General features: G+C 36.0%; 11 protein-coding genes and 1 riboswitch. Of the genes, 9 read left to right on the top strand and 2 right to left on the bottom strand.

What is annotated here, in order from left to right:
* Window positions 1-139: 139 nt before the first annotated feature.
* Both GWR14_RS18905 and GWR14_RS18910 read left to right on the top strand, forming a co-directional pair.
* On the top strand, window positions 140-2,722 hold the full coding sequence (locus tag GWR14_RS18905; protein ID WP_163410700.1) for a carbohydrate-binding protein: 2,583 nt from the start codon (window positions 140-142) through the stop codon (window positions 2,720-2,722).
* Between the two features lie 116 nt (window positions 2,723-2,838).
* On the top strand, window positions 2,839-5,889 hold the full coding sequence (locus GWR14_RS18910) for a glycoside hydrolase family 2 protein (RefSeq protein WP_163410701.1): 3,051 nt from the start codon (window positions 2,839-2,841) through the stop codon (window positions 5,887-5,889).
* A gap of 262 nt (window positions 5,890-6,151) precedes the next feature.
* Here GWR14_RS18910 and GWR14_RS18915 read toward each other — a convergent pair whose 3' ends face one another.
* A complete protein-coding gene (locus GWR14_RS18915; RefSeq protein WP_163410702.1) occupies window positions 6,152-6,748 on the bottom strand; it encodes a mobile mystery protein B in 597 nt (198 codons plus the stop codon).
* A complete protein-coding gene (locus tag GWR14_RS18920; protein WP_163410703.1) occupies window positions 6,739-7,200 on the bottom strand; it encodes a mobile mystery protein A in 462 nt (153 codons plus the stop codon). Before GWR14_RS18920 ends, GWR14_RS18915 begins: the two co-directional genes overlap by 10 nt.
* Window positions 7,201-7,799: 599 nt before the next feature.
* Here GWR14_RS18920 and GWR14_RS18925 point away from each other — a divergent pair.
* The 7 genes from GWR14_RS18925 (at window position 7,800) to GWR14_RS18955 (ending at window position 22,128) form a co-directional block, all read left to right on the top strand.
* Window positions 7,800-10,160, top strand: coding sequence for an AAA family ATPase (locus GWR14_RS18925; RefSeq protein WP_163410704.1), 2,361 nt, complete (start codon window positions 7,800-7,802; stop codon window positions 10,158-10,160).
* 666 nt (window positions 10,161-10,826) lie between these two features.
* A riboswitch (SAM riboswitch) is annotated at window positions 10,827-10,927 on the top strand.
* Between the two features lie 256 nt (window positions 10,928-11,183).
* Window positions 11,184-14,354, top strand: a complete 3,171-nt coding sequence (locus GWR14_RS18930; RefSeq protein ID WP_163410705.1) for a SusC/RagA family TonB-linked outer membrane protein — start codon at window positions 11,184-11,186, stop codon at window positions 14,352-14,354.
* Window positions 14,355-14,373: 19 nt separating this feature from the next.
* A complete protein-coding gene (locus GWR14_RS18935; RefSeq protein WP_163410706.1) occupies window positions 14,374-15,831 on the top strand; it encodes a RagB/SusD family nutrient uptake outer membrane protein in 1,458 nt (485 codons plus the stop codon).
* Window positions 15,832-15,904: 73 nt separating this feature from the next.
* The gene (locus tag GWR14_RS18940; RefSeq protein ID WP_163410707.1) at window positions 15,905-16,888 is read left to right on the top strand and encodes a TlpA disulfide reductase family protein; all 984 of its coding nucleotides are present in this window, start codon (window positions 15,905-15,907) and stop codon (window positions 16,886-16,888) included.
* Between the two features lie 319 nt (window positions 16,889-17,207).
* Complete coding sequence (locus GWR14_RS18945; protein ID WP_163410708.1) at window positions 17,208-18,452, top strand: M14 family metallopeptidase; 1,245 nt, start codon at window positions 17,208-17,210, stop codon at window positions 18,450-18,452.
* A 12-nt stretch (window positions 18,453-18,464) separates the two neighbouring features.
* The gene (locus GWR14_RS18950; RefSeq protein WP_163410709.1) at window positions 18,465-20,624 is read left to right on the top strand and encodes a S9 family peptidase; all 2,160 of its coding nucleotides are present in this window, start codon (window positions 18,465-18,467) and stop codon (window positions 20,622-20,624) included.
* A gap of 31 nt (window positions 20,625-20,655) precedes the next feature.
* A complete protein-coding gene (locus tag GWR14_RS18955; RefSeq protein ID WP_163410710.1) occupies window positions 20,656-22,128 on the top strand; it encodes an aminotransferase class V-fold PLP-dependent enzyme in 1,473 nt (490 codons plus the stop codon).
* Window positions 22,129-22,330 lie beyond the last annotated feature (202 nt).

A 22,330-nucleotide genomic window follows, 5' to 3' on the forward strand; every position in this document is an offset into this window, starting at 1 on the left:
AAGATATAGCGGACAGCGGGATCTATTTCTGCTGAAAAGACCTGATTTTTCCGCTACAAAAAATAATAATAACTGAGATTAGGTTTAAAGAACGGAAGGTTCGAAAAAACTAAACCAGCTCTATAAATCAAATTAAAAAATGAAAAAACAATTTTTTATTTCCTTGTTGCTGATGTTATTTATGGCAATAGGGTTTTCGCAAACGACTCAGCGACTTGAAGCTGAAAATTATAGTACCTTCAATGGAGTATCAATAGAAACAAATGCTGCTCTCTCAGGAGGGAAGAATATTGGAAACTGTAAAAATGGATACTGGATTAGATTCGCAGGACATGTTTTTAATCAATATGATACCCGTTTTGATATCGCAGCAGCCAGCAGAACCCAAACCGGATCACCAACAGTTGGTACTCTGGCTGGGACTGTTGAAATAAGAATAGATGCAGTTGGCGGTACTCTAATTGGTACAGCCAATATTAATACGACTTCAACGGGAAACTGGACCACTTATCAAATTTTTTCTGTTCCAATAGCCCAAACGACAGGTACACATGATTTGTATTTTGTATTTAAACCTGTTACCGGAAATAACTATGTAGGTAATTTTGATTATTTTGAAAAAGTGACCGATAATGCTAATGTTGCCATTTATGCTTTGACAACCAGTGCAAGCCCGGCTTCGGGGGGAAGTATTTCTTCTGCTCAGCCAGGAACTCAGTTTGTTGATGGTACGCAAATTACGCTGACTGCAACTCCGAACTTTGGTTATAATTTTGTGAGATGGGTAGATGCTAATGGAAATCCGGTTTCAACAGTTAATCCGGTTACTTTTTCTATTACATCAAATATTACTTATACAGCAGAATTTAAAACGGCTAATACGTATACCATATCGTATCAAAACTCAGTTGACGGATCAGTGATAACGGGATTGACTCCAACAACCTATACTGAAGGAATTCCTGAAACCTTACCTGTTCCAACTGCAATAGGTTACACATTCTATGGTTGGTCAACATCGTTGACAGTACCCAATACTATTAAAAAAACAGAAGCAACGACTACAGGTAATCAGGTTTTTTACGCTTTTTGGGGACCAACAGGAGGAAATAGTAAAGATACTCCCGCCTTTCCCGGAGCAGAAGGTTATGGTAAATATGTTACCGGTGGCCGTGGCGGAAAACTTATTTATGTGACTAATTTAAATGACTCAGGACCAGGTTCACTTCGTGATGCCATTAATCAGTCAGGTCCAAGAATTGTTGTTTTTAAAGTATCGGGGACTATTAAACTGGAAAGCGAGTTGGGTATCACGGATAATATTACCATTGCAGGACAAACAGCTCCGGGTGGAGGAATTACTCTGAGAGATTATAATGTGAAGGTAAGAGGTAATAATGTTATCATCCGTTATTTACGTTTTAGAATGGGAGATGAAAAAAATGTAGAGAACGATGCATTGGGAGGACGTTTTCAAAAAAATATTATAGTTGACCATTGTTCGATGAGCTGGTCAACAGATGAATGTGTTTCTTTTTATCAGAATGAAAATTTCACGCTTCAGTGGTGTATTATTTCAGAAAGTCTTCGAAATTCTGTTCACGACAAAGGCGCTCATGGCTATGGAGGCGTATGGGGAGGAAAAAATGCTTCGTTCCATCACAACCTTCTGGCTCATCATGACAGCCGTAATCCCAGATTGGGAGAATATGCAAACGATCCTTTTGCTTTAACCGATTTAGTGGATATACGTAATAACGTGATCTACAACTGGGGCGGCAATAGCTGTTACGGTGGTGATGCAATGAATGTTAATCTGGTAAATAATTACTGGAAACCGGGTCCCGGAACTTCTAATTCTACTAAAGAACGTATTTTGTCAACAGGAAGAAGCCTGGATTCAACATCGCCATTGTACGGAATCTGGGGGAAATATTATGTAGACGGGAATTATGTAAACGGATCGACAAGAGCTACTCAGGACAATTGGACGTATGGTGTATTTAATCAGTTTCACGGAAGCCAGTTACCCGTAACCCAGGCGAACAAAGACGAGTTAAAAATTGAAACACCTCATGCATCCGGAGAAATCACGACGCATACTGCTGTAAAGGCGTATGAACTGGTTTTGGACCATGCCGGAGCAAATTTGTTCAGGGATGCAGTTGATGCCAGAGCAGTTGCTGATACACGATCAGGAACAGCATCTATCATGAATGGCGGTAACGGAAGTACAAACGGATATATTGATACTCAGACAGCAGCCGGTGGATGGCCGGTACTGCCAACTGCAACAGCACCTGTTGATACTGATGGAGATGGGATGCCGGATGTATGGGAAACTGAAAAAGGTCTAAATCCTTCCGTTGCCACAGATGGTAATCTAAAAACACTTGATACAGGTTATACCAACATTGAAGTGTACATCAACAGCATTGTAAAACAACTAACAGACAGTCAGAATGGTACTCTTGGTGTAAATGAATTTTCGAAAAAAAATGATTTATTTTATGCTTATCCAACCGTGAGTAAAAATAAAATAACCCTGAAATCAGTTGTAGAGTATGATACTGTAGCAGTTATTAATCTTGCCGGGCAGGTTGTAAAGAAAGTTGATACAACCAGTACAGAAACCACTATTTCAGTTAGCGATCTGACTGATGGAGTTTATATTCTTAAAAGTCAGAAGACAGGAATGACAACAAGAATAATTGTTAAATAAGTTTTGAAAGGGGACTTAAGTTTGAAGCTTTGTCTCCTTTTTTTATTGAACTTTAATTTTTAATATTTTATTAAAACACCCCAAATACTATTGTTGAATTTATACAAATGAAATTTATGAGAAACATCTCAAGAAAGTTAAAATTTATACCTGCAGTTTTACTCCTTATTTTTTCTGTTGCCACCTCATCGGCACAAAAAAGAATAATACAGGATATATCTAATAATGACTGGAAGCTTTGGCTGGATCCAATGGCACAATGGCAGAACGATGTTTTGTTTACGCCGCCAGTTACTATTAAAGCATTGCCTGTAAATCAGCCAACAGGAGGATGGGCTGCACTTGGAAAAGGAGAAAGTAAAACGGTACATCTTCCGGCAACCGTGGAACAGTTTTACTGGGGAATGAACAAAAATCCTTTCGGAGTTTCGGGGAATTATTTAGGAATTTCATGGTTTTCAACAGAAGTTCAGGTACCGGCATCAATGAAAGGTAAGCGAATTGTACTGCATTTTGAAAGTGTTCGTTTCAGGGCTGAGGTGTTTGTAAATCAGAAGTTAGCAGGTTATGATTTAATTAACGGAACTCCTTTTGACGTGGATATTACCAATTATGTAACAACCGGAAAATCGAATAGAATTGATGTGCGAATAACAGATCCAAACGGAAATTTCGACTGGAGAGACAGTTCCAATTATATGTGGGGTGATTATCGTACCAATCCGACTCACGGTTTTGGCGGAATTACCGGAAGAGTAAGTATTGTTGCGACTGATAATGTTTTTGTGAATGATATTTTCATCAAAAACAAATCAGTTGTCAATGAAATCGATGCTGAGATTGCATTAACGAATAATTCATCGGAAGTTTTCAAAGGAAATGTTGTATTAGAAGTAAGCGAAAAAAAATCAGGTAAATCAGTTTGGGAAAAAAGCTTTCCAATTGAGGCCATAAAAGGAGATAATGCATCACAATCTTTCACGATTAAAGTGGATAACGCAAAACTTTGGGATGTGGATAATCCTAATTTGTATGTACTTAGAGCTTCACTTAAAAAAGACAAAGAAGTAAAAGATGAAGCAGAGAGAAAATTTGGTTTCCGCTGGTTTGAGGTCAAAGAAGTTGACGGCGACAAACAGTTTTATCTGAACAATAAACGAATCGTAGTCAGAACGGCAATATCCTGGGGTTTCTGGCCTGTAAACGGAATTGCTCCAAGCGATGAACTGGCCAAAAAACAAATTACCGATGCAAAAGCACTTGGTTTGAATATGCTCAATTTCCACCGTACGATAGGACAAACCAATGTTTTGGATTATGCCGACGAAATGGGACTGCTTTACTATCAGGAGCCGGGCGGGAATCAGTTTCCGGAGAAGCTTTTTAATCCTAAAAAAGATTCAGAAAAGAAACAGGCTGATTTTTATTTTGCAGCAAGAGACGAAAAGTTCTTCAGAATGATCAAACGTGACAGAAGCCATCCTTCATTGGTAATTTATAATATGCACAACGAAAGAGGAGCAGAGCCACAAAAGAAAGACAGCTTACAGATGCTGGCAGGACACAAACTGGATCCAACCAGAATAATGACTTATAATTCCAGCAATGGTTCTATCAAAAAAGGGCCGGATCCACGTTTTAAACTGCATTTGCTGCCTTATAGCGATCAATTTTACAATTACGGCTGGTTTGATCAGCATCATGCCGGAGGACCCGGAGTGTATCATGATAATTTATACAACAGTCCTAAAAAATATGCAAAATACACAGACAATAAAGCAGAAATCGTTTATTACGGAGAAGAGGGGGCAATAGGGACGCCGCCAAGACTACAGTTAATCAGAGACGAAATTCTTAAAAACGGTAAAGACATTGGCTGGGAAACTGACGATTATTTGAAATGGTACGATGCTTATGATAATTTCCTGAAGAAAAATGATTTCCAGAAGTCGTTTCCTAATGTAGACAGCCTGACCAGAAAAATGGGCAATGTGTCTTACTATTATCAGGGAAGAACGATTGAAAATGTACGAATCAATAATACAATTGATGGTTATGCGGTTAACGGATGGGAAAGTATGAAGCTGGAAAACCATTCCGGAGTTGTAGATAATTACCGAAATCTTAAAGGAGATGCCGATCTGATTGCCCGCTACAACAAACCTTTATACGTAGCTGTAAAATTGACAAATAAAGTTTTGTCTGTGAAAGATTCAACGACAGTTGATTTTTTCATCGTGAACGAAAAAGACATCAAAGGATCATTCGACCTAAAAGTTAAAGCAGTAAACGAAAAGAAAGAAACCGTCTGGACGAAATCAATTCCTGTAAAAGTTACGGGCGGAATTAAATTCGGAGAATTATTGTCTTCTAAAAACACTTTTGTACCGCAGACAGAAGGCTACACCAAAATTACTGCCGAATTAGTATCGAAAGACAATGTCGTTATTGCTTCAGGAAGCGACGAATTATTTGCTGTAAAACTGAACAAAGCCAAAATCGCTTCTAATCTTGTAGTAGCTGATACTTTGGGAGTGCTTGCAAAGTATTTCGATTCAGAAAAGATAGCCTACAAAGACTATAAAAAAGGAGAACCATCAGGAAATTGTCTGATTATCGGAGCTTTTAAACCTCAGCAGACAGGAAATCCATTAGTAACTGATCTTTTGGAATGGGTCAATAACGGAAATACGATTGTCGTGGTAAATGATATTGATATCTGGGCGACTTATTTTGCCAAAAAAGAAGCTGCAGATTATAGAGGTTTCAAGACTTTAGGAACATCCTGGTATGGCGGAAATTATTTTGTTAAGGAAACCAAATGGTTCGAAGGCCTGCCACAATCCTGTGTGTTTAATTGGGAATACCAGTGTTTTGCCACCTACAACAAAAACAGAATCGGTCTTCGAATGTTCAATGGTGAAACCATCGTGGGCTGTGTTTCCGATCACAAGCAGGAAGTCTATTCTGCTTTGAGCGTAGTACCACACGGGCGAGGAAAAATTATTTTCTGTGCGCTCGATATTTTCAGCTGTATCAAAGAAAATGAAGTAGCCCAAAAAGCCGAAGGCGATGGAGAAAATGCTTCTATGAAAACCTTTAACGTTTCATCCAAAAACAAAGCCAACATCGTAGGACAGCAGCTTTTACTGAATCTGTTGAAATAAACGGAATATTATTTTTTAGGAGCAGGAATCATGAGGCATTTTTAGCAGCATGGTTCCTGCTCTTCGTTTTATCTTTTCTTTTTTAAAGGAAAAAAGAAAAGGTAATTGCGAGAGCAATTGGCGATCAGGGCTAGGAGGTAGTTACTTTTTACCCTTTTACCTTCTTGGGTAATGCGCTTAAAGATTTTAAAATTTATTTATTTTTTAGCCTAAGAAATATTCTATGTTCACGGGACTTGCGGAAGCGTGAGAAATATTTTTTTTATGTTCGTGCGAAATTAATTAGAGGATTAATATTCCCGTTATCGGCTTCTCTTATAGATTTAATGTATTCTGCCCTTGTTTCGTTTGCTTTTACCATATTTGAATGATTCCATGTGAAAATATCTTTTCTAAAAATTAACTCAATTATTATGTCAGCCATAATCCTGGAATGCCTTCCGTTTCCATTTGGAAAACAATGAATATTAACCAGTCTATGTTTAAATCTTATGGCTATTTCATCAGGAGGATATGTATTGTTTTCAATCCAGTAAACCGTATCGTCGAGTAGCTGTCTCAGTTCAATGCCTATCATAATCCATTTTACGCCTATATTTTTTTCCGATCTTCTAAATTCGCCAGCCCAGAGCCACACTTTGTTGAACATCTTCTTGTGGAGGTTTTTTATAAAATCTTCGGTTAGGATCTTCTCTTTTTTTATTTTTAACCGCATAGTCCATTCGATAGCTTTTTCAATATTTAACTGTTCATGTTCATCCAGCTCACCATGAGTAGTAATTGTCTTTATTAGTAGCCCTTCCTTTTCTTCTTCGCTAAGGGGTGTCTGACCGTCTTCATAAATAAGCTCTAATCCCATAATGATCTGCGCATTTCTCGTTTAATTTCGCTGGCTAATTCTTTTATAGCTTTATTTATCTGTTCATCACTGTTGCCTTGATTTTCTAATTTCATATTATTACTTGTCCTGAGAACAATCTTTTTTGAAAGTTCGAGCGCTTTGTGATCAACTAAGTTTTCGAGTGTCTGATCTTTTGGCACAAAACCGTATACAAATTTCATGTCTAATGCATTGCCGACTTCTTTAAGGGATTTTAATGTTATTGCTCCTGTAGATTCTCTTTCTTCAATTTTTTTGACACCTTGTTTAGTCATATTTATTCTTGTCCCTAATTGCTCAAGCGTCATATTTAGTGCTGTTCTAATGCTGTAAATCCATCCTTTTTCTGGAATAATTACTTTTTCAGACTCTTTGAATACTTTTAGTTTTCTATCGAGCTGCTCCAGAAGTAATTTTTTTTGATTTCGCATAACTTTTCTGATTTTAATTTCATACAAAAGTAAACATATTTATTTATTAAATTTTATTTTAGTAAACAAATATGTATATTAATTTTATTATTAATTAATTTATATGTTTATATTTTTAAATAATATTAAACATATATGATTACATAGTTTTATTTAAGTATACTTATATGTTTATTTTTTGTTTTGAAATAAGTAAGCGAAAGAAACGTATTATTTTAATGATAAATAAAAAGAGTTTTTTAAGAGCTATAGTGATTTAAAAGCCAGTCTTAGGAGAAATTTTATAAAGATTAGCCTAGTTGTCAGAAGTGTTACTTTCTAACGCTACTGTAAAATCTATTATTTGCGTAGTACCCTGGTTTTAAGAATATTTCGTTGAGTTAGAAACTAAAAATAACTGCCAGGCTGAGCGGAGTCGAAGTCTTTTCTTAATTCAAAAAACATACTCATAATTTATCATGTTTTTTCCTATATTCGCTAAAATGATTATCAGTGTTCTTATGGTATGAAGTGTACTCAAGTTAGATGATTAGAACTTTTTTGTACTTGGTAAAAAAGAGTTAGAGATTAAACGCAATATTCAAAAACGTAATGCAATTATGATACAAAAAATAAGCATTAATAATTTCGGTCTTTTCAAAAATTATTCTTGGGAAACAAATATTGGTTCTTCGGAGACATTTAGATTGGTTAATATTATTTATGGAAGAAATTATTCCGGTAAGACAACTTTATCTCGGATTTTCAAATCAATTGAGGATGGTAGAGTACATGAAAATTTTTCCAATTCCAATTTTTCAATTACTGTTAATGGCGGAACGGTTATTACACAAAATAACTTAGAAAGTTTTGGAACTGATAAAAAGGTAAGAGTATATAATACCGATTTTGTAAATGACAATCTGAGTTGGCTTCACAATATTGATGGTTCAATCAAGCCATTTACAATATTAGGCGCAAAAAATGTAGAACTTGATAGAAAAATTAATGAGTTAGAAGCAACTTTGGGGAACACAGAAGACAATACTGGTCTATTTGGCGAATTAATCGAAGCCACAAAAAACTTTGAAAATAGTAGGTTGGCGTTAGAAACCAAACAAATGGATTTAGACGGTAAACTTAGAACAAAAGCACAAAATATAAAAAACAATGCTTCCCTTTATAACTATCCAACATATCAAATCAATACAATCAAAGGAGATATTTCAACATTGAAAGATACTTCAATATTATCTGATGATGAAACTGATAAAAAAAAGTTACTACTTAAGGAAGATTCCAAAGGCAATATTAATAAAATCAATACAATCAAAATAGATTTTGAAAATCTTTATGATAAAACTAATTCATTACTGAGTCGGGAAATTAAAATAAGTGAACCAATCGCAGATTTGCTTAATGATTCATTATTACAAGAGTGGGTGAGATTAGGAATTGAAAGACATAAGAATAAAAGAGAAAAATGTGGGTTCTGTGGAAATCCATTACCGCAGAATATTTGGGAAAAAATTGATGCACATTTCAGTAAAGAATCTGAAGACTTAAGAAAGGAAATAGAACAATTAGTCAGAGAATTAGATGAATTGAGTATCACTGTTTCTAATTATATTTCAATACAAAAAGATGATTTTTATGCAACACTCGGAATTGATTTTCAAAGCATATCATCAGATTGGGCGAGTGAAACAAAGACTTTTAAAAAATATATTGATGAACTTATAAATGCATTAAAGGGTAGGATCAAAGATATCTTTAAAATAAATACTTTACCAGTAATCGAAAGTAATACAAATCAACTAAATCAAATCCTTGAAAATTTAAATGCATTAGTAGATATACATAATGAAAAAACAAATTCTCTCTCGACAGATCAAAAGAAAGCCAGAGCCGATCTTCGAATATCAGAAATTGGAAAGTACATAAAAGATATTGATTATACTAAGTATGTTGAAGATTTAAAAACGTTAAAGGAAAACTATGATATTTTAGATGGTATAAAAAAAATAAAGGGTAAAGCAATTCGAGATATACAAGAAGAAAAAAGAATTCTAGAAGCACAAGCTAAAGATGAAAGCAAAGGCGCAGAATTAGTTAATCAGCATCTTTCGCATTTTTTTGGTCATGATGAACTAAAATTGATTGCTGAAGGCGATTCTCCCAATATTAAATTTAAAATTACACGAGAAGGTTCCGATGCCAAAAATTTAAGTGAAGGCGAATCAAGTCTAATTTCATTTTGTTATTTCATTGCAAAAATGGAAGATGAAATGAAAGATGATGCAAATATTAACAACCTAATTATATATATTGATGACCCAATCTCTAGTTTGGACAGTAATCACATTTTTTTTATGTATAGTTTAATTGAGAGCATTATAGCTAAACCTAAAAAGTACGGTCAATTATTTATATCAACTCATAACTTAGATTTCTTAAAATATTTAAAGAAAATTACGTTTCCAGAAAAATATCAACCTATTCCAACAGAAAAGAAAATTTCATCACTACAACATTTTATTATAGAAAGAAAAGGAAAAAGTAATACTCAACTGAATCTTGCTCCCAATTATTTGAAAAATTACATTACTGAATTCAACTATTTATTTGACCAAATCTATAAGTGTTCAACTGCGGATACAGAAACTATTGCTCATAACTTTCAATATAATTTTGGAAACAATATGCGTAAATTCTTAGAAGCTTATTTGTTTTATAAATATCCTAGCCATATGCTTACATTGGACCAACGAATAGATAAATTTTTCGAAGGTGAACAAATTTCAATCAATTTAGTAAATCGTGTCGTTAACGAATATTCACATTTAGGTGAACATTTTGAACGAAGTTTAGAACCAATCGATGTTGATGCAATTGTAAAAATTGCTCGAGCGGTGCTCCATAGAATCAAAAATACTGATCGCGATCAATACGATGCTTTAATAGAGAGTATAACTCTTTAAAGAAAGAAAGTCCAAACTTACAGATAGATCGTTAAAAAAATGATTAAAAAGATTCTAAAACCAGTATTAACTTCACTAATTCAAATAGTTGTAATAACAATTATCCACAGCAGTTTATACTATTTTTTTCCAATGCAACATAAGTCTATAGCATCTGGATTGACTATTTTTTACAGCGGAATTATTTTTATAATATCAATTCTTGCTTTTAATTTTTATCTCGAATTTTATAGAAAGAATATTTATCTGATTGGATTCGTACTATTGATAATTACAAGTATTTTTCCATTGATGATGTTTGATTGCAGACCATTGAGAAGTCTACTTTTAATAATGCTCTCTCTATCTGGTTTCTTATCTTCCTGTATAATCCTGAAAAAATCAGGATAACTTACAATACACAACTCATTTTTAAACAGAGCTTTTTTTATGCTTTTTATTCAGCAAAAACTCCATTTATATGATTTTAATTCGGTAAAAAGTCTGAATTTATGTTATAAAATACAAAATCAGTAAAAATATTTATCAGAATTAAGTCTTTGTTTCTCAGTTGTTTATTGAGAATAAGAGGAGTTTTTAGTAAAAAAATCAAAAAAATATTTTTAAACTTGACTAATTCGATAGAATTAATATTGTATATTTGTAGCACAGAAAAATTCTGAATGATACTTATCCAGAAAGACCGAGGGAGTAGGCCCAGTGACGTCTTAGCAACCTGTTGCCGAATAAGGTGCTAAATCCTTCCCGCTTTGCGGGACAGATAAGAAAGATTTCCATAGTGAATCTGAATAAGATCATCAATGTTAAAAATTATTTATTTAAAAAAAATGAAGACCAAGTTAGTTTTATTACGTGCCTATTCTGAAAGTTTGAATTTATTTTTCAACGAAAATAATATTGAAGTTTTCCGAATGCGAAAACACTAATTTCTTTCTCACTTTTCCTTTTTAAATAACATTTCACTAAGGCCTTTTAGCAAGGGCCCGGGAACTCTTTTGTCCAATTTTAAATTAAAAAATTACTATGAAAAAAATCTTGCTAAGCTTCTTATTTCTGCTCAGTATACTCTCAGGCAGTCTTTTTGCACAAGACCGAACGATCAACGGAACTGTCAGGGATTCCGAAAACGGAGAACCTTTGCCGGGTGTTACTATTCTTGCACCTGTAAGCGGTAAAACTTCCATCAGTGACAGTAACGGTCAGTTTTCTATCGCTGTGACATCAAATGAGAAACAGCTTTCTTTTAGTTATTTGGGATATAAAACTTTAGAAAAAAATACCAGTTCCTCTTTTAACGATATTCGTCTGGCTTCTGAAAATACAGCATTAAAAGAAGTTTTAGTTGTTGGTTATGGTACACAGAGCAAAAAAGAATTTACAGGTTCTGCAGCCCGCATAACTGCCAAAACCATTAAAGATATTCCGGTTCAGAGTTTTGAGCAGACACTTATTGGCAAGGCTTCAGGAGTAAATGTTTCCACACCGAGCGGGGTTTTGAATGACCCTCCGGTGATCAGGATTCGCGGTGTGAATTCTATCTCGTTAAGTTCTTATCCGTTAGTAGTGGTAGACGGAATTCCGGTAAATACAGGCGATGTTTCAACCACAAATTCGGTAGCGAATAATCCGCTTTCAGATATAAATCCGGCAGATATTGAATCGATCGATATTCTTAAAGATGCGGCATCAACCTCAATTTATGGATCTCGTGCAGCGGGCGGAGTACTTTTAATTACCACTAAAAAAGGAAAAGCAGGCAAAGCCAAAGTAACGTATGATACCTGGGTCGGAATTACAAGAGCTACCAGACAGCCTGATCTTTTGAACAACATACAATACGAAGACATTAAAAACGAAGCCGTTTTAAACAGTAAAATATTATCCGGGAACGAAAATAATGCTTCGGTAGCATCGGCACTTTTTTTTCCTTCTTATGATGCAAATGGTAATCGGGTAAATACAGAATGGAAAGATCAGGTATATCGTGATGCGGTTTCTCAAAATCACAATCTCGGAATTTCAGGCGGGACAGAACATACAAAATATTATTTTTCTGCCAATTATTCGAAACAGGAAGGAATTACAGTAGACAATAATTTCGAAAGAAAAGGGGCAAGGTTTAATATCGATCACGATGTAAACAAATGGCTGAAACTGGGCGGAAATCTGTCTTACAACAATACCTTCAATCAGGCACAAAACACAGGATCATTAGGCAGCAGTGGTCTGTTGTTAATTGGTGCAGCGCGTTTAGCTTTTGCATTGCCGCCAAATGTAGCTGTTTATAATGCTGATGGGACTTATAATTTAAGTGCTACAGGTACTACAAGTCCGGGAAATAACTTGTTCACTAATACTTTATGGCATCCTGGGGCATTGTTTGACAACAGCAGTTACACAAGTTCTAATGATCATTTTGTTGGAAATGTTCACGCCACAATTACCTTTTTTGAAGGATTTAAATTCAACAGTAATTATGGCATTGACAGGTTAAGATCTGAAAATATTACCTATTTGAGTCCGAATCTGGGATCGTCAGCTTATGCAACAGGAGGTTCTTCAACTAACATCTCGGCTTTGAGAAACAATTACAATTTTACAAACAGTTTGTCTTTTGACAGGCGCTTTGGAGAAAACCATCATATTGCAGCTCTTGCCGGATATGATGTTCAGAAATTTGAAAACTCGTCATGGGGAGCGAACCAGACTAATGCTTCAGATCCTTTCTTTGAAAATTATCAGGGAACATGGGGAACTATCAAATCAGCAGGAAATGATTTGTCAGAAAGACTTTTTCTTTCTTCTTTCTTCAGGTTATCCTATGATTATGCAGGAAAATATTTCATTACAGGAAACTTTAGAAAAGACGGAAACTCTGCTTTGGGGGTAAGTACAAAATACGGAAACTTTGGTGGTGTATCTGCCGGATGGTCTCTTAGCGAAGAGTCTTTCTTTAAAAACAGCAGTATTTCAAACTACCTGAATTCACTTAAATTAAAAGCGAGCTGGGGAAGAGTGGGTAACGGAAATCTTTCTTCGGCATACGCTTCACAAAACCTTTACAGTTCATCTATCTACGGAACAGCTGCAACATGGGCACTTGCACAGGCAGGAAACGAAGATTTGGGCTGGGAAACAAGCGACCAGACAAATATTGGTCTTGAAGCAGGATTTTTTAAGGACAGACTGCAATTCACGGCAGATTATTTCAATAACGACGTAAACGGATTGATCTTAAGTACGCCGCAATCACCTTCAAAAGGAATTCCGGGAAATGCGATTCTTTCAAACGTGGGATCTATGTACAACAGAGGATTTGAACTTGGGCTTAATGCTTCCATCATAAATAAAGAAGATTTTCAATGGAAAGCTTCATTCAATTATACCCATGTGAAGAATAAAGTTACGGCTCTTGCCGAAGGAAATACAGATATTATTGGTTATACACAGGTTACGACAGAAGCGAATAATGTGACCAGAGTAGGATATTCTGCCGGTAGCCTTTACGGAGCGGTAAGTGCGGGTGTAAATCCGGAGAACGGCCGCCGAATTTTCATCAACAAAAATGGAGAAAAAGTACAGTACAGTGCAGCAGTTCCTACAGGACAAAGCAACTGGACATATCTTGACGGAACAACCGCAGCAGCGATTACAGTAGCAGATTATCAGGTTTTAGGAAATGCGCTGCCGGTTTGGTATGGAGGTTTAACCAATAATCTGCAATACAAAGCCTTTGATTTTACAGTAGGTTTCACGTATTCAGGAGGAAATAAAGTGATGAACAATACCAGAGGAACACTTTTAGATCAGCGTTTTTACAATAACTCAACCGAAGTTTTAAACCGTTGGACAACTCCGGGACAGGTAACCAATATTCCGAGACTGGTTTACAACGATGTTATTTCAAACGGATCAAGCGGATTTGCAATTTCGGATAATGCTGAAAAAGCTGATTTTTTAAGATTACAGCAACTGGCAATTGGTTTTTCGCTTCCAAGGGACATTCTTTCAAAAGTAGAATTATCAGCTGTTAGAATTTATGCGCAGGCAACAAATCTTTTCTTAATCACATCCTATTCAGGAACAGATCCGGAAACTTCTTCAAACGGAAATTCAACAACATCTATGGGTGTCGAAAAAAACTCCGTAGGACAGGGAAGAACGTTTACACTTGGTCTTAATGTCAGTTTTTAATAACGAATAAAAAATTATCATGAAAACATATTTCAAATTACATAGAAAACCGGTTTTAGCTTTATTGTTATTTTCAAGTATTCTGCTGACTTCCTGCGAAAATAATGAAGATTTAAATATTGCTCCCGAAACTACAATCTCAGACAAGGATATTTTTAAAACTCCGGCAAGAATCGAAGGTTTGGTAAACGGAATTTACAAAGCATTTAAAGGAGCAAGTTTATACGGAGGCCGTATACTTTTATACCAGGATCAGCGTGGGGAAGACTTTATTAACATTACAGCAAATACCTATACAGGTTATGAAAGCTGGAATAATTCATATAGCTCTGGATCCAATGATATCAATAATTTATGGTCACAAGCATATTCTGCAATCAATAACGCTAATATTCTGATTGAAGGACTGGCAGTAAATCAGGGTGTAATTACCGAAGAAAAAGCAAAACAATACATCGGTGAAGCGAAACTGGTAAGGGCTTTGGCCTATTATACGCTGGTTATCAATTTCGGACAGCCTTATAATAAAGATGCAGGTGCGTCAAAAGGGCTTCCATTGCGATTAAAAGCAGAAACAGGAACTGCAAATAATGATTTTGCAAGAAGCTCTGTGGCAGAAATTTATACGCAGATTTTAAAAGATTTAGACGACGCCGAAGCAGCACTGCCACAGAGTTATTCAACTGCAGATCTGAATACGACCAGAGCACACGTAAGTACTGCAATTGCTATAAAAACCAGAGTATATCTGACGCAAAACAACTGGCCAAAAGTAATCGAAGAAGCACAGAAACTCGCACCACAGACTCAGGCACCGTTTTCTACTACAGCAAGTGAGGTCAAACACGCTTTACAGTCTGATATTACGGTGATCTTTTCTTCAAATTATGCTACTGTCGAATCTATTTTCAGTATTCCGATGAGTTCTCTGGATTCGTATACAGGACAATCATCGATAGCGTATATCTACAATACTAATTTAGAATATTACCTGAATCCAAGCGGAATTTTAGGAGATGCACAATGGAGAGCAGCCGATAACAGACGTAATTTGACCAGAACGGTTTCCGGAAAACAATATTTTAAAAAGTATGCCAAGCCATCCCCGTTTTTAGATTATATCCCCGTGATCAGATACTCAGAAGTATTGCTGAATTACGCTGAAGCAGCTGCCAAAACAGGAAATCTGACACTTGCGGCGAATCTTTTAACAGCAGTTCATCAGCGTTCTGATGCTTCGTATGTGTTTGATTCAGCGGTAACTTCAGATCAAAACCAATTGATTCAGGCGATTTGGAAAGAACGCAGAATCGAGTTATTGGGAGAAGGTTTCCGTGGTCCGGATTTGCTTCGTAACCTGCAGACGCTTCCGGCAAAAGGAGACAGTAAGTTACAGACACCGGCAGTTTTACCTACAGATGCAAATTATATTTTCCCGCCGGCCAATACAGAACTTTCAGCTAATAAATTATACTAAACCAAATATAATTAACCACGAAACTTTGTCAAGGCCTAACACTTTGGCAAAGTTTTACTAAAAATCAAATACAATGAAAAAGATATTATTAGGTTTTGCTTTGTTTTTGGGAATAACGCAGACTCAGGCACAAGAAAATAATTTGCAATTAAAAGGAACTGTTGTCGATACCGTTGCACAGTATGTTTACCTGCAAAAGTTTCATAATAAAATGTTTACCACAATTGATTCGGTAAAGGTTAAAGACGGAAGTTTTAGTTTTAAAACAAAAATAAAAACACCGGAATTATATGGTTTGAGCGTTAATACAGTGAATATTCCGCTTTATGTTTTTCTTGAAAAAGGACCAATTTCAGTAAAATTAAGTCCAAAGAAAAATTACAGCAGTTCGGTTGTTGAAGGTTCTGCATCACAGGATTTATTCGAAACGTACAAAAAAACAAAAGATGTAGAAATCAGTAAATTCATTACAGAACATCCAACGTCGATCGTATCGGCTTATGTGCTGTACAGAAACTGGTCGTACAGATTAACACCAGATCAGATCACACAGAATATTTCTTTACTGGATAAAAGTCTTCAAAGTTCCACTTACGTGAAAGAATTAAAAGAACTGGTTACCGTACTAAACGGATTGGCGGTTGGAAAAAAAGCCCCTGATTTCACAGCCAACGATCCGGAAGGAAAACCAGTTCGTCTTTCACAAAACCTAAAAGGCTATACTTTGGTAGATTTCTGGGCTTCATGGTGCGGACCTTGCCGAAAAGAAAACCCAAATATCGTTGCTGCTTACAAAGAATTTCACGACAAAGGATTCAACATTATCGGAATCTCGCTGGATAAAAAGAAAGAAAACTGGATTAAAGGAATTCAGGATGATAATCTAAACTGGCTTCAGGTTTCTGAATTGGTTTACTGGAACAGCGCAATCGCAAAATTATACGGAGTAAGAGCCATTCCTGCCAATTACTTAGTGGATTCTAAAGGAATCATCGTAGCAAGAAACCTTCGCGGAGAAGAATTGCAGTCGACACTTAAATCGCTTTTGGATAAATAATAAGAATTAAACACATAGAAACATAGATTAAAATTTCAATAAAAATGGGTCAGAAAAAACTGGTTTTCACACAGAGCTATGTGTTTTGAAGCAAAGTGAAACGCCTTTTAAGTCTATGAAAACTATGATTCTATGTGTTTAAATAAAATGTCCTGAAAATAATTAAACACATAGAAACATAGATTAAAATTTCAATAAAAAAGGTTTTAAAAAAAACTAGTTTTCACACATAGCTATGTGTTTTGAAGCAAAGTGAAACGCCTTTTGAGTCTATGAAAACTATGATTCTATGTGTTAAACCAATAAACAACAGCAAAAAATGAAAACGAAATTATTTTTTTCAACAGCAGTTTTAGTTGCCATGACAGCAAATGCACAGGTAAAAAGTAGTTTTAAAGGACAGGATCCTATTACGGCGGTTTCAACTGTAACGCGACCTGTAGAGAAACAATGGAAAGGTGTTTTTGATAAAACCGGAGATGAGGTTTTCTTTGGGAATGATTTTGCGGGAGCGCGTTTAAACGGCGTAGTCAAACTGGATGACAATACGTTCAGTGTTTTGATTACACCCGAAAATGCACCAATCAACGGAAGTCCCTGGTATGCTTTTAAAGTCTGGTCCAAAAGAGATAAGGAAATCCAGATTCGGTTTGACTACCCTGTGGGGGTAAAACACCGTTACAATGCCAAAATCAGTCCCGACGGAAAACAATGGAAAGCCTCAGAAAATGGCACTTTCGTAAAAAGAGAAAAAGATTCCAATTATGTGCTGAAAGTAAAAGTCAGTAAAGACACGACCTGGATTGCAGCGCAGGAATTGAAAACTTCCAAAGAAATAAACGAATGGATTTCTTCTTTAAAAAATAAAAACAATACCGCCGAAGCTTCGATTGGGGAAACTGCCGAGGGAAGAAAAATTCCGGTTTTTAGTATTGGAAATCCTTCTTCAAAAAATAAAATACTGATTTCAGGGCGAAATCATCCGCCGGAAGTAACAGGACATTATGCGCTTGAAGCTTTTGTAGAAAGTTTAACAGCCGATACGCCATTGGCAAAAAAGTTCAGAAAGAAATTTGAAGTGTACGTCATCCCTCTTCTGAATCCCGATGGCGTTGATGGCGGTTATTGGAGGCATAATTCGGGCGGAATAGATCTGAACCGTGATTACAATGATTTCAATCAGCCGGAAACTATAGCTGTTCGTGATTTTCTGAAAAACGAAATCAAAGGCGATAATAAATTGTTGTTTGCAATTGATTTTCATTCGACTCACGATGATATTTATTACACCGTTGACCCAAATCTAAAAGGAAATATTCCGGGTTTTGTGCCGAATTGGCTCAACAAAGTCAAAGACGGAATTCCGGGTTATACGCCACATGTGAAGCCTTTGTATTTCAAACCGCCAACTTTTACCTTGTTCAGTTATTTGTTTGAAACGTATAAAACAGAAGCACTGGTGTTTGAAATTGGAGACAATACGCCGAAAGATTTCATTAAAAAGAAAGGAGAAGTTTTGGGAGAAGAATTCATGAAACTGATACTTGAAAATGTTAAAAACTAAAAGAGAATCAAGATGATTAAAAATAAAATATACATAGCTTTCGCCTTAATTGCCTCTGTCTGTTGTTTCAGTCAGCAGAAAAAAGAACTGATTCAGGTTACTGATCTTTTAAAAATAAGAACTGTTGGTGATGTAGAATTAAGCAAAGACGGTCAGAATGCTGTTTTTACCGTAAAAAGCATTATTAAGAATCCGGAAAATGCATTGGATTACGACTACGACACTCAACTTTGGATCACTAAAACTTCAAAAAACAGTGCACCAAGACAATTAACCTTCGGAAAAGAAGGATCGGGTTCTCCGGTTTTTAGTCCCGACGGAAAACAGATTGCTTTTACAAGAAGCATCAAAGGAAAATCACAGATTTTTTTATTTAAAGTTGACGAAGGCGGAGAAGCCGTTCAGTTAACCGAATCAAAATACGGAGCCGGAAATCCAAAATGGAGCCCGGACGGAAAACAGATTTTGTTTACAGCATCGCTTTCCATCAATGAATTGGTAAAAGATTCTATTTTAAATTCAAAGGCAGCATTACCAGTCTGGAGTTTCGAAAAACCGGGATTTGCTGCAAATGAAAATCTGAAAGTTAACAAAACCAAAGCCGATCCAAACGGAAATATCGATGCCATCAGAGCGTATCTGGAAAACAACGAAAAAGACAAAAAAGCAAAAGTTGTAGACAAACTGCAGTTTCAGACCGAAACAGCGGTAAGCAGTGAATTACGTTTTACGCATATTTTTATCATTGATGCCAAACCCGGCTCAAAAGAAAAAGCGATTACCAAAGGATTTTATTCCCATTCAAATCCATCTTTTATAAGCAATACCAAAATTGCTTTCAACGGAAATATCAACGAAAAAAGACATCCGGACAGAGTTCTCGAAAACAGAATTTACACCATCAATACAGATGGAACCAATGTAACCGAATTATTAGGTGCTGAGAATATTGTATTTCAGCTTTTGGCCGTTTCACCTTCAGGAAAACAGCTGGCGTATCAGGAAAGTATCATTAATAATTTATCGGTCCCGGTGCTGAAAATTTTGAGTTTAGAGAATCCTTCAGCGAAAAGCAAAATAATTGATTACGATCGAAATAATAATAATGTCCGATTTTCTAAAGATGACAAACAGCTTTATTTTATCTCTTCAAGCAATGGCGGTTATGTGCTTTGTAATGTTCCGCTAAACACTTTAAAAGTAGAAAATTTAACCTCTTTCGATCAGGGAATTACCGATTATGATATGAATAACGGAGTTATCGCTTTCGCTAAAACAGACGTTCAGAATCCGTCAGAACTTTATATTTCTGATTTAAAATTAAAAGAGCCAAGGTTAGTATCCGAATTCAATACCAACTGGTTAAAAAACAAAACAATCAGTTTTCCTGAAAAAGCAACTTTTAAAAACGAAAAGGGGCTTGAAATTGAATATTGGGTAATGAAGCCGATAAATTTTGAGCAAGGCAAAAAATATCCATTATTAACAGAAATTCACGGAGGTCCGGCTTCAATGTTCGGTCCGGGAGATGCAAGTATGTGGCTGGAATATCAGTTTTTTGCTGCTCAGGGTTATGGTGTTTTATACAGTAATCCAAGAGGATCTTCGGGTTATGGCGAGAAATTTTTGCGATCGAATATTAAAGATTGGGGCGAAGGACCATCAGGCGATGTACTTACGGCTTTAGATAAAACAACCGCACAAGGATGGACAGATACGAACCGACTTTTTATTACCGGAGGATCTTATGCGGGCTATTTAACCACCTGGATTATTAGTCATGATCAGCGATTCAAAGCAGCTTCGGCACAGCGTGGGGTGTATCATTTACCCACTTTTTTCGGAGAAGGAAATGTGTGGCGAATGGTGCCGAGATACTGGGGAGGTTATCCGTGGGAAGAAGAAACCAAAGCGATTTTAGAACGTGAATCACCATTGAATTACGCACAAAACATCAACATTCCGTTTTTGATTATTCACGGAGATAACGATTACAGAACCGGAGTTACCCAAAGCCAGATGTTATATAAAACACTGAAAGTTTTAGGAAAATCGGTTGAATATGTACGCCAGCCAAATGCCAGCCACGAAATTACAAGAAGCGGAGACAATCGCCAGAGAATCGATCAGCTGCTACGCACTTTTGAATTCTTCGAAAGATTCAATAAATAATACAATTTGTTAATTTTAAAATGATAGGGAAATGAATGCTATTGATAACATTAAACCAGTAAGTTTAGAAAGTTATTTTTCTGAGTTCAGAAAAAACACAGTAGGGATAAATCACAGTTTTGAATCGGTTTACGGAGAACAGCAGCTGTTATATGCAGACTGGGTTGCCAGCGGAAGATTATATGCTCCGATTGAAGATATTATACTCAATAAAATAGGTCCGATGATTGCCAATACGCATTCACTTTCAAGTCAGACCGGAAAAACGTCAACTTACGCTTATCAGTACGCACGTGACGTTATAAAAAAAGCAGTGAATGCCAGTGAATCGGATGTTTTGGTAACTACCGGAACCGGAATGACAGCAGCGATATCGAAACTACAGCGTATTCTGGGTTTGAGAAAAAACTACAATAAAAATGATAAACCGGTAGTTTTTATCACGCACATGGAACATCATTCGAATCAGGTTCCGTGGTATGAAACGAATGCTGAAGTCGTGATTTTACCTTCTGATGAAAACAATCTGGTCGATCCTGATATTCTTTCGCAGGTAATCAAAAAATACGCTGACAGAAGCTTAAAAATTGGCTCGTTTACGGCTTGTTCGAATGTGACGGGAATTATTACTTCGTATCATAAATTGGCCAAAATTATGCATCAAAACGGAGGATTGTGTTTTGTTGATTTTGCGGCTTCGGCTCCTTATGTAAAAATTGATATGCATCCGGAAGATCCGGAACAAAAGCTGGATGCTATTTTCTTTTCGCCTCATAAATTTTTGGGAGGACCCGGAACCTGTGGTATTTTGGTTTTTGATGAAAAACTGTACAAATCTGATTTTCCGGACAATCCGGGCGGAGGAAATACAAGATTTACCAATCCTTTGGGAGAATACAGTTACAGCGACGGTATAGAAGTGAGGGAAGATGGAGGTACTCCGGGTTTTCTGCAGGTAATCAGAACAGCACTGGCTTTGGAACTGAAAGAAAAAATGGGAGTTCAAAACATTAAAAACAGAGAAAAAGAATTGTTGAATTTTTGTTTCTCAAGACTTCAAAAAATAAAAGGCCTGTCAATTTTGGGAGATCTTAAAAGCGACCGAATCGGCTGTGTTTCGTTTGTGATTGAAGACATTCATTACAATTTAATCGTAAGACTTTTAAATGACCGTTTCGGAATTCAGGTTCGCGGCGGCTGGTCATGTGCGAGTACGTATGCACATTATTTGTTCAATATTGATGAAAAACGATCCAGAACGATTACAAATGAATTATTGCAGAAAAACCAGAGTAATAAACCGGGCTGGGTGCGTTTGTCGCTTCATCCGATTACGACCAATGAAGAGCTTTGGTTTATTTGTGATGCGATTGAGCAAGTGGCTTTACATTATAAAAAATGGCAGAAAGATTACGAATATAATTCAGCTACAAATGAATTTGAAAATCCTAAAATTAAAGATACAATCGCAAGGGAAGTAAATGAATGGTTTAGGTTGGATTAAAAATTTAAACACATAGAAACATAGTTTTTTATTTTTTGAAAGGGGGATAAAAGAGAAATTCATTTCTCAACACATAGTTACGTATTTTAGAGATGATGAAACGCTTTTATAATTTTTTTAAATATCTATGATTATATGTGTTAAGACAATTGCAATACCGAAATTTAGGAAAAGTAAGTTTTAAGCATAGCTATGTTTTTTA

Origin of the sequence: Flavobacterium ajazii, assembly GCF_010614725.1 — a bacterium.
Classification (GTDB): domain Bacteria; phylum Bacteroidota; class Bacteroidia; order Flavobacteriales; family Flavobacteriaceae; genus Flavobacterium; species Flavobacterium ajazii.

Bases quoted from the DNA above. Each gene is read 5' to 3' on its own strand.
- GWR14_RS18915 (WP_163410702.1), bottom strand. From the start codon at position 6,748: ATGGGATTAGAGCTTATTTATGAAGACGGTCAGACACCCCTTAGCGAA.
- GWR14_RS18905 (WP_163410700.1), top strand. From the start codon at position 140: ATGAAAAAACAATTTTTTATTTCCTTGTTGCTGATGTTATTTATGGCA.
- GWR14_RS18950 (WP_163410709.1), top strand. From the start codon at position 18,465: ATGATTAAAAATAAAATATACATAGCTTTCGCCTTAATTGCCTCTGTC.
- GWR14_RS18920 (WP_163410703.1), bottom strand. From the start codon at position 7,200: ATGCGAAATCAAAAAAAATTACTTCTGGAGCAGCTCGATAGAAAACTA.
- GWR14_RS18910 (WP_163410701.1), top strand. From the start codon at position 2,839: ATGAGAAACATCTCAAGAAAGTTAAAATTTATACCTGCAGTTTTACTC.
- GWR14_RS18935 (WP_163410706.1), top strand. From the start codon at position 14,374: ATGAAAACATATTTCAAATTACATAGAAAACCGGTTTTAGCTTTATTG.
- GWR14_RS18955 (WP_163410710.1), top strand. From the start codon at position 20,656: ATGAATGCTATTGATAACATTAAACCAGTAAGTTTAGAAAGTTATTTT.
- GWR14_RS18925 (WP_163410704.1), top strand. From the start codon at position 7,800: ATGATACAAAAAATAAGCATTAATAATTTCGGTCTTTTCAAAAATTAT.
- GWR14_RS18945 (WP_163410708.1), top strand. From the start codon at position 17,208: ATGAAAACGAAATTATTTTTTTCAACAGCAGTTTTAGTTGCCATGACA.
- GWR14_RS18930 (WP_163410705.1), top strand. From the start codon at position 11,184: ATGAAAAAAATCTTGCTAAGCTTCTTATTTCTGCTCAGTATACTCTCA.
- GWR14_RS18940 (WP_163410707.1), top strand. From the start codon at position 15,905: ATGAAAAAGATATTATTAGGTTTTGCTTTGTTTTTGGGAATAACGCAG.